Here is a 12,833-nt window from a genome sequence, read left to right on the forward strand (position 1 = left end):
AGGGTCTCATGACCCTTCTGTTGTCAGGCGCTGCGGGCTTCGCCGTCCTCGGCCTCGCGGTCGGGCGAGGTGACACGGATGAGATTCTCCTGCAGCGTCAGCAGATGCTGCCGCATCGTTTCACCGGCGCGGCCCGGATCATGCGCGCCGATCGCCTCGACGATCTGGCGATGCTGCCGGTTGAGCAGTTCACGTGAGCCGGCGGGGCCGGCGACCTTGCGCGCCCTTTCGCGGATATTCAGCCAGGCCCGGTCCTGGCGGACCCGGTTGACCACGTCGAAAATGGCGAGGAAGAGCCCGTTGCCGGCACATTGGGCGATGAGGCGATGCAGCGCGCCGTCCCACAATTCATGCCCGTCCGCATCGGCGCTTTCGGCGATCTTGTTGACGAGCTCGTGCAGGCGCTCGACATCGTCGGGCTTGGCCCGCAAGGCGGCGAGCTGCGCCAGAGGCGGCTCGATCCTAAGCCGCACTTCCATCACTTCCATGAAATCGGTCTTGCCCAGGATGTCGCCGAAATGCCGGTCGAGGCCGTCGCGGGGCTGCCCGACATAGGTCCCCGATCCTTGCCGCCGCCAGATCAGCCCCTCGGTTTCGAGCACTTCAAGAGCGCGGCGCACCGCGCGCCGTCCGACGCCGAGGTCTTCCGAGAGCGCTCTTTCGGTCGGCAGCCGGCCATTGCCGTCGAGGCCGCGCAGCAGATCGCGCAGTCTTTCGAGCGCGTAGTTCGAATTTCCTGGCGGGTCTTCAGCCATGGGCGCTCTCGGTGCCGTCCAATGGTACGAACCAATTCGGGATTGGTACAGAACGGCGGAATCGGCGAAGGGTCAAGCGAATTCTGGTTGCACCACGTCATTACGCTCGCGACCGTCGCCGTCATCCCGCGGGTTGCGCGCTGCCTTCGGTGAAGCTCGTGAGATCGAGGCGCTGCAGCGCGCTCACCGGTTCACGGCCTTCGATGCGCTTGAGCAGGAACTCGGCGCAGTCATGGCCGGCGCGCACCAGGTCCTCGAAGAACTGCAAGGTCGGCATCTGCACGAGGTCGAGGATGTTCGAGGTCTTCTTGTTCACGATGTCGACATCGCGGCCGATGACGAAGCCGGCGTCCTGAAAGCCCAGCATCATGCCGAGCGCCTGCATTTCCGAGCCGCAGATGATGCCGTCGGGGGCGGAAGTCTCGCGCGCCAGACGGTTGGCGTAGTCGCGCAAGGTAAAGGCGGGTGAGTAGAGGTTGACGCCCTCGGCGATGCGCGGTTCGAGTCCCGCCTCGAACAGAGCGCGGCGATAGCCCGCCTGCTGATGGCCGCTATAGGTGAACTGCTTGGGCGGCAGCACGATGACGATGCGCTTGCGCCCACGTGCGATGAGCGCCTGCGCGGCGCGATAGGCGAAATCGAAATTGTCGGTGTCGATATAGGGATGCGGTGTCGCGAGCTCGGTGCGCCCGAAGGTGATGAAGGGGAAGTCGCGCTCGAGCAGCATCTTCACGCGCAGATCCTGCGGCTCGGAATGGGTGAGGATGAGGCCGTCCGCCGCCGCCGTGTCGACGATGTAGCGCACCGGGTCGATCGGGTCCTGGTCGATATTCTGCGGCAGCACCTGCAGGTGATATTGCGTGCCGCGCAACGCCTCGCTGATGCCCATGATCAGCCGCTTGGCGTAATCGCTCATGTCGTCGGCCTGGTTCAGCACGAAGGAGATGACGAAGGTGCGCCCGGTCTTGAGGCGCACGCCGGCGCGATGCGGGCGGTAGCCGATCTCGTCGGCCACGGCGCGCACCCTGGCCTTTGTCTCATGAGAGAGCTCGGGCCCGTCCTTCAGCGCCCGCGATACCGTGGTCACGCCGAGGCCGGTCAGGCCGGCGAGCGTCCGGAGCGTCGGCGGTCCCTTTGAGGTCCGTCGCGGCGGCTTTGTGCTGGAGCGGTCCATCGGCTTGCAACGTTTCAGAATTTGGGGCGCATGACATATTGAGTCTTCTGACTCTTCTGTCAATGATCCAACAATTACGGGCCCCTACCATCAACAGGCTTCATCGCCCAGTTGACAAGAAAAATCTGTAACGTTACAGGTCACGGCACGGTTTCAGGAATAACAAAAGCAAAACCAAGGCCGAGGGAGGAGGCTATTCATTTGCCAGGGCTGCCGCATCGCGCGAAGCTCAGGGATGCCAAAATCCCTGATGAAAGCGCTGACGGGCTCGGACTTCCAGCTTTGCCGTGATTGACCGGTGCCCGCTCGGGCGCCGGAATGCGTATCGCAACTTAGGGAGGATTTCATGTTGCGCAGATTGCTGCTGACCAGCGTATTCGCCACAGGCTTTGCACTTGCCGCCCAGGCGGCCGACCAGGTGGAGGTGCTCCACTGGTGGACTTCGGGCGGCGAAGCGGCGGCGCTGAATGTGCTTAAGAAAGACCTCGAGTCGAAGGGCGTCACCTGGCAGGACATGCCGGTCGCCGGCGGCGGTGGTGAGCAGGCGATGACCGTTTTGCGCGCCCGTGTGACGGCCGGCAATCCGCCGACTGCCGTGCAGTTGCTCGGCTTCGATATTCAGGATTGGGCAAAGCAAGGTGCTCTTGGCAATCTTGACGAAGTAGCAAACAAGGAAGGCTGGGACAAAGTGATCCCGGCGGCCCTCCAGAGATTCGCGAAGTATGATGGTCATTGGGTTGCCGCCCCGGTCAATGTTCATTCCACGAACTGGATGTGGATCAACAAGAAGGCGCTCGACGCAGCGGGCGGCAAAGTGCCGGAAACGTGGGACGAACTGATTGTCGTGTTGGACAAGATGAAGGCCAATGGGATCACGCCTTTGGCCATGGGCGGCATTCCGTGGGTGGAGTCTCACGCTTTCGAGGACGTCGTGCTGGCAAATGGCACGGAATTCTACAAGAAGGCCATGATTGATCTCGATCCGGATACGCTTGGGGGAGAGGAAATGGTTAAGGTGTTCGACAAAGTTGCGAAGCTCCGCGACTATGTCGACGCGAACAGGGCAGGCCGCGAATGGAACCTTGCTTCGGCCATGGTCATCGAAGGCAAGGCGGGCATCCAGCTGATGGGCGATTGGGCGAAGGGTGAGTTCCTCAAGGCCGGCCAGAAGCCGGGCGTTGATTTCGTGTGCGTTCGTTTCCCCGGAACCCAGGGATCGGTCACCTTCAACTCCGACCAATTCGCCATGTTCAACGTCGGAGACGACAAGAAACCCGCCCAGATGCTCATGGCATCGGCTGTCGAAAACCCCACATTCCAATCGGCTTTCAATGTGGTGAAGGGATCAGCGCCCGCCCGTACCGACGTCCCGAACGATGCGTTCGACGACTGCGGCAAGAAGGCGATCGCCGACCTTGCCGAGGCCGACGCCAACGGCAAGTTGTTTGGCTCGATGGTGCATGGTCACGCCAATCCGTCGGCAGTGAAGAATGCCATGTATGACGTCCTCACCCGGCACTTCAATGGCGAGCTTGATTCCGCTGCCGCCGCGAAGGAACTGGCCGCCGCGGTCGCCGCGGCGAAGTGACGGACGCATAAGTTTGCAAGGCCCCGGCTGGAAGACCGGGGCCTTTGCTTTCTCTCTGGAACAAGGCCCCGAAAGCGGGCAAGCTCCATGGCCGGGCCACGACCCGGCCATCCAGACTTCGACACTATACAGTCGTTGCATTGAATGACTGGATGGCCGCCTCAAGGGCGGCCATGACGAGTTGGGGAATAGCCAGCTCAGCATGAGGGAGTGTTGAGAATTGAGTGAAACCATCGCTCCGACGGCAGCCCCGCCGGCCACCTCAGCGAGGAACTACCTGCAGGAGCTTCTGCCGCGCATCGTGCTGGCGCCGAGCTTCGCCGCCATACTGCTTTTCGTCTATGGCTTCATTCTGTTCACCGGCTACCTCTCTTTCACCGATTCCAAAATGCTGCCGTCCTTCGGCTGGGTTGGCCTCGAGAATTATTCGAAGCTTTGGGCGTTGCCACATTGGTGGCGTGCGGTGAACAATCTCTTCATCTTCGGCTCGCTCTATATCGTCATCTGCTCCGTGCTGGGGCTCGGCCTCGCCATCCTGCTCGACCAGAAGATTCGGGCTGAAGGCGTTTTGCGCCCGATCTATCTTTATCCGATGGCGCTCTCCTTCATCGTCACCGGCACCGCCTGGAAATGGTTCCTCGATCCCGGCATTGGCCTCGAGCACACGATGCATCAATGGGGTTGGGAGAGTTTCGCCTTCAACTGGATCAAGGACCGCAACATGGCGATCTATACACTGGTGATCGCCGCCGTTTGGCAGTCCTCGGGCTTCGTCATGGCGATGTTCCTGGCGGGTCTGCGCGGCGTCGATAATGAGATCATCAAGGCGGCGCAGATCGATGGCGCCTCCAATTTCACCATCTATCGCCGCATCATCATCCCGCTGATGCGTCCGGTCTTCCTCTCGGCCTTCGTGGTGCTCGCCCATCTCGCCATCAAGGCCTATGATCTGGTGATCGCGCTGACCGGCGGTGGCCCCGGCCAGGCGACCGAGCTTCCCGCCACTTTCATGTATTCTTACACCTTCACCCGCAATTCCATGGGCATAGGTGCGGCCTCCGCTACCGTCATGCTCATCATGATCGCGTCGATCATCGTGCCCTATCTCTATTCTGAATTGCGAACGGGGCGTCGGTCATGAGCGCGCGGTCGCCCGAAATCGCGGTCAGTACGGCGTCGCCGACCCGCATCCTGATCTACGCCGTCCTCATCATCTTTGCCGTTTATTACCTGCTCCCGCTCTATGTGATGCTGGTGAATTCGGTGAAGCCGCTCGATGAGATTCGCGAAGGCGACATGCTGGCGTTGCCGCGGCAATTTACTTTCGATCCCTGGCTCAGCGCCTGGTCGACGGCCCAGATCGGCGTCGAGCCGACCGGGCTTCGTCCGTATTTCATCAATTCGATCATGATGGTCGTGCCAGCCGTTTTCATTTCGACATTGCTCGGCGCGCTCAATGGCTATGTGCTGACCAAATGGCGCTTTCCCGGCGACAATCTCGTCTTCACGCTAATGCTCTTGTCGTGTTTTATTCCCTTCCAGATCGTACTCATTCCGATGGCCAAGGTCCTGGGGATAGTCGGCCTTGCCGGCACCACCCGCGGTCTCGTGCTCGTCCATGCCGTATACGGCCTTGGTTTTACGACCTTGTTCTTCCGCAATTACTATGAGGCCTTCCCGACCGAGCTGGTGCGCGCCGCGATGATCGACGGCGCGAGTTTCTTCCAGATCTTCCGCCGCATCCTGCTACCGAGCTCGGGTCCGATTATCGTCGTCACCGTGATCTGGCAGTTCACCAATATCTGGAACGACTTCCTGTTCGGCGTGTCCTTCGCCGATTTCGATTCGCTGCCCATGACGGTGGCGCTCAACAATCTGGTCAGCTCCTCGACCGGGGTTAAGGAATACAATGTGCATTTCGCCGGCGCCATTCTCGCCGCGCTGCCGACCCTCATCGTCTATGTCGTGTCGGGCCGGTATTTCGTGCGCGGATTGATGGCGGGCGCGGTCAAAGGGTGAAACATGGCCTTTCTTGAAATCCGCAATCTCGAAAAGCGCTTCGGCACCGTCGATGTGCTGAAGGGCATCGACCTCGCCATCGAGGAGGGCGGCTTCCTCGTACTGGTCGGCCCTTCGGGTTGCGGCAAGTCGACTTTGCTCAATACCATTGCCGGCCTGGAGTCGATCAGCAGCGGCGAGATTCATATCAACGGCCGCAAGGTGAACGACCTCCACCCCTCCGAGCGCGACATTGCCATGGTGTTCCAGTCCTATGCGCTCTACCCCAATATGACCGTGGCGCAGAACATCGCCTTCGGCATGGAAATCAGGGGCGTGCCCAAGCCTGAGCGCGACAAGGCGGTGAACGAGGTCTCGGAGACCTTGCAGATCAGGCATCTGCTCGACCGCAAGCCGAGCCAGCTGTCGGGCGGCCAGCGCCAGCGCGTCGCCATGGGCCGTGCCCTGGTGCGAAGGCCACTGGTCTTCCTGTTCGACGAGCCGCTCTCCAATCTCGACGCCAAACTGCGCGTCGACATGCGCACCGAGATCAAGCGCCTGCATCAGGCGATGAAGACCACCATCGTCTATGTGACGCATGACCAGATCGAGGCGATGACGCTCGCTACGCGCATCGCCGTCCTGAAAGACGGCGTCCTGCAGCAGTTCGGCACCCCGGCCGAGATCTACAACCACCCGGCCAATATGTTCGTCGCCGATTTCATGGGCTCGCCGGCGATGAATCTCATTCCGGTCAGCGTCGAGGCGAACGGCACGGGCTTCCGTCTCTCGATGCCCCAGCGCTCCGGCGATCCCCTGACGCTCGCGCTGCCGGACGACGCCCGGAAGATCGCCAAGCATGCCGGCGGCAATGTCATTTTCGGCATCAGGCCGGAAGCGCTCACCGATCCCGACGGCGCCGACCGGACATCGACGGGCGTCGTCACTTCGGAATGCCAGATCGAAGTGGTGGAGCCCGCCGGTTCCGATACTTTCGCCGTCACCTATCTCGGCGGCAAACAGGTGGTGGCGCGGCTCCGGGCCGACGCCAAGGTCGCGGCCGGTAAGAAGATGAAGCTCGCCTTCAATCTCGATAAGGCGGTATTCTTCGATCCCGGCACTCAGCAGCGCATCGCCTGAGATGCCGGCACGTTATGATTATATCATCGCCGGCGGTGGATCTGCCGGCTGCGTGCTGGCGGCGCGGCTCTCGGAAGATCGCGACGTCAGCGTTCTTCTGATCGAGGCCGGCGGCGGCGACGCGCATCCGCTCTTCCACATACCAGCGGGTTTTGCCCGCATGACCAGGGGCATTGCGAGCTGGGGCTGGTCCACCGTGCCGCAGAAACACATGAAGGACCGCGTCTTCCGTTTCACCCAGGCCAAGGTGCTGGGCGGCGGCTCGACCATCAATGCGCAGGTCTATGTGCGCGGCAATGACCGCGACTACGATCTCTGGGCGCAATCGGGCTGCCGGGGATGGAGCTATCGCGACGTCCTGCCCTATTTCAGGCGCGCCGAGGGCAATAGCCGTCTCGATGACGAATTTCACTCGACCGACGGTCCCCTGGGTGTCGGCGATCCGGTCGCGACCTTGCCGATCTGCGAGGCGTTCTTCGCGGCGGCGGGCGAGGCGGGCATTCCCCGCAATCCGGATTTCAACGGCGCCCGCCAGGAAGGGGTGGGCTTCTATCAGGTCACGCAGAAGAATGTCCGCCGCTCGTCGACAGTGACCGCTTATCTCAAACCCGCGCGCGGGCGGACCAATCTCACCGTCATCCGCGATGCTCCCGTTCTGCGCGTCCTGGTCGAGAAAGGCCGCGCCATCGGCGTCGAGATCGCCTCGCCGTCCGAAGGACGGGAGGTTCTGCATGCCGATCGCGAGGTGATCGTCTCCTCAGGCACCATCGGTTCGCCGCGCCTTCTGATGCTCTCAGGGATAGGCCCTGCCGATCATCTGAAGTCGCTCGGCATTGCCCCTGTCTGCGACGCCAAAAGTGTCGGCTCGAATCTGCAGGACCATCTAGATCTCTGTGTCATCTGCGAATGCACCGGTGATCACACCTACGACAAATATGCGAAGCCTCATTGGGCGGCGCTGGCAGGCGCCCGCTACGCCTTGTTCCGCGATGGCCCCGCCGCCTCGAGCCTCTTCGTCACCGGCGGCTTCTGGTATGCCGATGCCGCGGCGGAGCGCCCGGATACGCAGTTTCATCTGGGCTTCGGATCCGGCATCGAAGCCGGCATAGCCAAGCTGGAGAATGCCGGCGTCACCCTCAACAGCGCCTTCATGCGGCCGCGCTCGCGGGGCACCGTGCGGCTGGCATCGGCCGATCCCCTGGCGGCTCCGCTGATCGATCCCAATTACTGGTCCGATCCTTACGACCGCGAGATGTCGATCAGGGGCCTGCGTCTGGCGCGCGAGATCATGCGCAAGCCGGCGCTCAAGCCCTTCGTCCTGGCCGAGCGCGTGCCGGGACCAGATGTTGCAACCGATGCCCAACTCGCCGACTATGCCTGTACGTCGGCCAAGACCGATCATCATCCGGTGGGAACCTGCCGGATGGGGACCGATGAGGAAGCGGTGGTCAATCCCGATCTCACCTTTCGCGACATCGATGCCTTGCGTATCGTCGATGCCTCGATCATGCCCAATGTCATCACCGGCAACACCAATGCGGCGACGATCATGATCGCGGAGAAGGCGGCGGATATCATACGCGGCCGTGCGCCGCTCGCAGTGAATTAGGAGACAGATATGTATAGCGAGACACGCCCCTGGGGCTCATTCCATGTGCTCGACGAAGGCCAGGGCTTCAAGGTGAAGCGCATCGTCGTGACACCGGGTGGAAAATTGTCGCTGCAAAGCCACAAGCACCGCGGCGAGCATTGGACGGTGGTCGCGGGCACCGCCACCGTGACGGTCGACGACAGGATCGTGGCGCTGACGCGGGCGCAGTCGATCGACATTCCGCAGGGCGCCAGGCACCGGCTGGAAAATCTCCATGACGGCCTGGTCGAAATCATCGAGGTGCAGTTCGGCGACTATCTCGGCGAAGACGACATCGTGCGCTATGACGACATCTACAACCGCAGCTGACCGGATCGGCATCGATCTCGGCGGCACCAAGATCGACGCCATCGTGCTGGCGGATGACGGCGGTGTGCGCTTCGAGAAGCGCGTCGCGACGCCCAAGACCTATGCCGCGATACTGACGGCGATCGCCGATCTGGTAAGCGAGGCCGGCGCCCATGCGAGCGCGGATGCTTCTGTCGGCATCGGCGCGCCGGGCTCGCTCTCGCCGCGGACCGGCCTCTGGCGCAACGCCAATATCCTCGACTGCAACGGCAAGCCCATTCCACAGGACATCGAGCGCCTGCTGGGACGGCCGGTGCGGCTTGAGAACGACGCCAACTGTTTCGCTCTCGCGGAGGCCCTCGACGGGGCGGGGGCGGGCCATGGCGTGGTCGCCTGCTTCACCATCGGTACTGCCTTGGGCGGCGGGCTCGTCATCGACGGTGCCTTGCGCCATGGGCCCAATAATGAAGCGGCGGAATTCGGCCACACGCCGATGCCGTGGCCCAATGACAGCGAGTGGCCGCTTTTTCCCTGCTTCTGCGGCAAAGCCGGCTGTGTCGAGCAATATGTGTCGGGTACCGGGCTGGCTCGTGATTATGCCAAGGTCACCGGCATGGCGCTGAAAGGACCGGAAATCGTCGAGCGCGCGCGGGCAGGGGAGGCGCAGGCCCAGGCGGCGATCGACCGTCTCGCCGACCGGCTGGCGCGTCTCACCGCCGCGATCGTCAATGTTGTCGATCCCGACATCTTCGTGATTGGCGGCGGCCTGTCGGGCCTGCCCGAGCTCGTCGAGGAACTGGGCCCGCGCGCCGGGCGCTATGCCTTTTCGGGCGCCGCCCAGGTCAAGGTCGCCCGCGCCCGCCATGGCGAGAAAAGCGGCGTGCGCGGCGCCGCGCGCCTGTGGTAATCACGACTTTCCACGACAAAAGGATCAAGGCCATGGAGATCAAGCGCCTGGGCACGCAGCCCTCCGGCAAGGCACCGGCCGACTGGTTCACCGGCACCGTCCGCATCGATCCTCTCATTCAGCCGGCGGCGCCCGCCCGCGTCGCCGCCCTCAGCGTCACCTTCGAGCCGGGCGCGCGCACCAACTGGCACACACATCCGCTCGGCCAGACGCTGATCATCACCGCGGGGCTGGGGCGGGCGCAGCGCCAGGGCGGACCCATCGAGGAGATCCGCCCCGGCGATGTCGTGTGGTTTCCGCCCGGCGAGAAGCACTGGCATGGCGCGTCCCCCACCAATTTCATGACCCATATCGCCATCCAGGAAGCGCAGGACGGCAAGACCGTCGAGTGGCTGGAGAAGGTCAGCGACGAGCAATATCGCGGGTGAAAGGAATTGCCTTCGCACAATAAGTAACGGCACGATTTATCCCCTCTCCCCCGGACGGGGGAGAGGGTAAAGGCATCGCCTCACACCTTCTCCCACTTGCGGCTTTTTTCCGCGCGGAAGAAGGCATCGAGGATCTTCATGTTCTGGATCGCGTCCTTGACGCCATAATCCGCCTTCTCCTGTCCGCGGATGACGCGGTTGAAGGCTTCCGCCTGCAATTGATACTGATCGCTTACCGGCAATTCGTGCGTCTTTCCTTCATTCATCACCATGCCTTGCACGAAATAGCGGTTGGGCTTGTCGGGCGGGGCGTTGAAGGGGATCTCGACCTCGATGCGGCCTTTCGTGCCGGCGATCTGCACGCGCTGGAACGGCGCTGTCTGGGTGGAAATCGCGAAGGATAGCTGCCGCCCCTTGCCGAAATCGGCAAGCCCGCTCGCCGTACGGTCGATCTTGAACTCGGGGTCGCGGTCGAACACCGCCGTCACCCTCTTGGGCTCGGCGTCGAAGACATAACGCGCGACCGTGATCGGATAGCAGCCGATATCGAGAAGTCCACCGCCGCCGATCTTGGCGTCGTTGCGCACATTCTTGGGATCGTCGAGATAATAGGAGAAGAACACCTGGATGAGGCGCGGCGTGCCGATCTCGCCCTTCGCCACGCGCTTGCGCACCTCCTGCCATTGCAGCGCATGGCGCACCATGAAGGCCTCGGCGATGTAGAGTCCCTTGCGCGCCTTCTTGAGCTTCCCGGCCTCCTTGGCGGTGATGGCGATCGGCTTCTCGCACAGCACATGCTTGCCGGCCTTGGCGGCGGCAAGCGTCAAGGGCACATGCAGATGATTGGGAAGGGGGTTGTAGACCGCCTCGATCTCGGGATCGGCGAGCATCGCCTCATAGGAGCCATAGGCGCGCGCAATGCCGAGCTTCTTCGCCCATTTGTCCGCCGTCTTCTGGTCGCGGGACGAGATCGCCACGATGTCGATCTCCTTGCTCTTCAGCATACCGGGAATGACCTTCGCCACGCCGATATTCGCGGTCGAGATGATGCCCCACTTGACTGGTTTCATTCCATTCACTCCCTTGGTTGTGATTATGCGGCGATCATCGCATCGGCATAGGCGCGGGTCATGGCGCGCGGCACTTCGGCATCGACGGGGCGGCCGGTCAAGGCATAGCGCAGCCACAGGCCGTCGATGAGCGCGCCGATGCCAAGTGCTACATCCGGCGCGCGCTCGCGCCCGATGAGCGGGATGAGACTGTGGACGAGATTGCTGTGCAGCCTTCTATGATAGATACGCAGGATGCGCTGCAGCTTTTCCGACTCGCGCGCATTGCCATAAAGCGCCAGCCAGGCGCTGAACACTTCCTCGGCGAATTGCGCATCGCCGTAGGAGGCGTGGATGATCGCATAAATCCGATCGGTCGGCGTCTTGGCCGAACGCATGCGCTCCACCGCCTCGCGCCGCAGCACATCAAGCATCGCCCGCATGGTGGCGGCGAGCAGGTCGGTTTTGTCGGTGAAATAATGATGCACGATACCGGTCGAGACACCGGCCTTGCGGGCGATGCGCGCCACCGTGGCGCTCGAAAAACCGTGCTCATGGATCGACGCGATGGCCGCATCGATCAGCTGCTGGCGCCGGATCGGTTTCATTCCCCTCTTTGGCATTCGTGCCTCTTAATGCCTGGGCCGCCTGAGCGCCGGGCGCTCCGTTGGAGTCGCCCCGACGTTCTATCTTTTTAGTCTTGCGCATCGGGTTATCCGAAAACCGCGTCCCACTTTTCGGCCCGATGCTTTAGCCTATCGTTTTCCTTGGACGTCCGTCCAATATAAAGCTTGACGATCCCCCGGCAAATGAGAGTAGTCTTTCCGCCAAAGATAGCCATAGGGAGGATTAAGATGACCACGAAGTTCAGGGCGTTGCTGGGCGTGTTGGCGCTGGGCGCCAGCCTGGCCGCGATGGCGGAAGCCGCTGCCGCCGGCGATGCCGAGAGCTGCAAGAAGGTGCGTTTCTCCGATGTCGGCTGGACCGATATCCAGGCGACCACCGGCGTCGCCAACGTTCTCCTCCAGGCGCTCGGCTATGAGCCGGAAGTGCAGGTGCTCTCGGTGCCGGTGACCTACCAGGCGCTGAAGAACAAGGACATCGATGTATTTCTCGGCAACTGGATGCCGAGCATGGCCGCCGATGTGAAGCCCTTCACCGATGACGGCTCGGTCGAGACCATCGCGCAGAATCTCGAGGGCGCAGGCTACGGTCTGGTCGTGCCGACCTATGTCGCCGATGCCGGCGTGAAGAGCCTCAAGGACGTTGGACCGAACAAGGACAAGTTCGACAGCAAGATTTACGGCATCGAGCCCGGCAATGATGGCAACCGCATTGTGCTCGGCATGATCGACAACAAGGCTAACGGGCTCGACGGCTTTGAGCTGGTCGAATCCTCGGAAGCCGGCATGTTGTCCCAGGCCGAGAAATCGATGAAGAACAACGAATGGATCGTCTTCCTCGGCTGGACGCCGCATCCGATCATGGGCGAGATGAAGATCACCTATCTCGACGGCATGGGTGATTCAGGCTTCGGCGCGGCGACTGTCCACACCAATGTGCGTAAAGGTTATGTCGCCGAATGCCCGAATGTCGGCAAGTTCATCAGCAATCTCAAATTCAACCTGTCCATGGAGAACCATCTCATGGACGTGATCCTGAAGGGCACCGACGCCAACACCGCCGCGACCGACTGGCTGAAGGCCAATCCCGATGCCGCGAAGCCGTGGCTGGAAGGCGTCACGACCTTCGACGGCAGTGATGCCGCGGCGGCGGTCAAGGAGAAGCTCGGCAGTTGAGGCCAGCCTAATGGCAATGCGAGGGCGGCCCGTGAGGTGACGGCGGGTCGCCTTTT

12 protein-coding genes and 1 pseudogene are annotated in these 12,833 nt (G+C 62.3%); 9 read left to right on the forward strand and 4 right to left on the reverse strand.

The features are described from left to right. Window positions 1-23 precede the first annotated feature (23 nt). Both G5V57_RS13235 and G5V57_RS13240 read right to left on the reverse strand, forming a co-directional pair. The gene (locus tag G5V57_RS13235; protein ID WP_165167958.1) at window positions 24-755 is read right to left on the reverse strand and encodes a FadR/GntR family transcriptional regulator; all 732 of its coding nucleotides are present in this window, start codon (window positions 753-755) and stop codon (window positions 24-26) included. A gap of 121 nt (window positions 756-876) precedes the next feature. Beyond that, the gene (locus G5V57_RS13240) at window positions 877-1,929 is read right to left on the reverse strand and encodes a LacI family DNA-binding transcriptional regulator (RefSeq protein WP_165167959.1); all 1,053 of its coding nucleotides are present in this window, start codon (window positions 1,927-1,929) and stop codon (window positions 877-879) included. A gap of 346 nt (window positions 1,930-2,275) precedes the next feature. On the opposite strand from G5V57_RS13240, the gene G5V57_RS13245 reads away from it, so the two are divergent. The 8 genes and pseudogenes from G5V57_RS13245 (at window position 2,276) to G5V57_RS13280 (ending at window position 9,929) form a co-directional block, all read left to right on the forward strand. Further along, window positions 2,276-3,517: an ABC transporter substrate-binding protein gene (locus tag G5V57_RS13245; protein WP_165167960.1), complete on the forward strand. Its 1,242-nt coding sequence runs from the start codon at window positions 2,276-2,278 to the stop codon at window positions 3,515-3,517. Between the two features lie 220 nt (window positions 3,518-3,737). Continuing rightward, a complete protein-coding gene (locus G5V57_RS13250) occupies window positions 3,738-4,658 on the forward strand; it encodes a carbohydrate ABC transporter permease (RefSeq protein ID WP_246737616.1) in 921 nt (306 codons plus the stop codon). Then, window positions 4,655-5,536 (forward strand): carbohydrate ABC transporter permease, encoded by an 882-nt coding sequence (locus G5V57_RS13255; protein ID WP_165167961.1) that lies wholly within the window; start codon window positions 4,655-4,657, stop codon window positions 5,534-5,536. The genes G5V57_RS13250 and G5V57_RS13255 overlap by 4 nt, the downstream gene beginning before the upstream one ends. A 3-nt stretch (window positions 5,537-5,539) precedes the next feature. Next, complete coding sequence (locus G5V57_RS13260) at window positions 5,540-6,655, forward strand: ABC transporter ATP-binding protein (protein WP_165167962.1); 1,116 nt, start codon at window positions 5,540-5,542, stop codon at window positions 6,653-6,655. A gap of 1 nt (window position 6,656) precedes the next feature. Next, window positions 6,657-8,264, forward strand: coding sequence for a GMC family oxidoreductase (locus G5V57_RS13265; protein WP_165167963.1), 1,608 nt, complete (start codon window positions 6,657-6,659; stop codon window positions 8,262-8,264). 24 nt (window positions 8,265-8,288) lie between these two features. Beyond that, window positions 8,289-8,615: pseudogene (locus G5V57_RS13270) on the forward strand (phosphomannose isomerase type II C-terminal cupin domain); the annotation flags it as partial. Further along, window positions 8,590-9,501, forward strand: coding sequence for an ROK family protein (locus G5V57_RS13275; protein ID WP_165167965.1), 912 nt, complete (start codon window positions 8,590-8,592; stop codon window positions 9,499-9,501). The pseudogene G5V57_RS13270 and the gene G5V57_RS13275, both read left to right, overlap by 26 nt. Window positions 9,502-9,533: 32 nt before the next feature. Further along, window positions 9,534-9,929 (forward strand): cupin domain-containing protein, encoded by a 396-nt coding sequence (locus tag G5V57_RS13280; protein WP_165167966.1) that lies wholly within the window; start codon window positions 9,534-9,536, stop codon window positions 9,927-9,929. Window positions 9,930-10,009: 80 nt separating this feature from the next. Here the strand turns inward: G5V57_RS13280 and G5V57_RS13285 are convergent, their stop codons facing one another. Together G5V57_RS13285 and betI are read right to left on the reverse strand one after the other, a co-directional pair. Continuing rightward, window positions 10,010-10,999 (reverse strand): Gfo/Idh/MocA family protein, encoded by a 990-nt coding sequence (locus tag G5V57_RS13285; protein ID WP_165167967.1) that lies wholly within the window; start codon window positions 10,997-10,999, stop codon window positions 10,010-10,012. A 23-nt stretch (window positions 11,000-11,022) separates the two neighbouring features. After that, window positions 11,023-11,601 (reverse strand): transcriptional regulator BetI, encoded by a 579-nt coding sequence (gene betI / locus G5V57_RS13290; RefSeq protein WP_256378666.1) that lies wholly within the window; start codon window positions 11,599-11,601, stop codon window positions 11,023-11,025. 291 nt (window positions 11,602-11,892) lie between these two features. On the opposite strand from betI, the gene choX reads away from it, so the two are divergent. After that, window positions 11,893-12,777, forward strand: coding sequence for a choline ABC transporter substrate-binding protein (gene choX, locus G5V57_RS13295; RefSeq protein WP_165174089.1), 885 nt, complete (start codon window positions 11,893-11,895; stop codon window positions 12,775-12,777). Window positions 12,778-12,833 lie beyond the last annotated feature (56 nt).

This window comes from Nordella sp. HKS 07 (assembly GCF_011046735.1).
Classification (GTDB): domain Bacteria; phylum Pseudomonadota; class Alphaproteobacteria; order Rhizobiales; family Aestuariivirgaceae; genus Taklimakanibacter.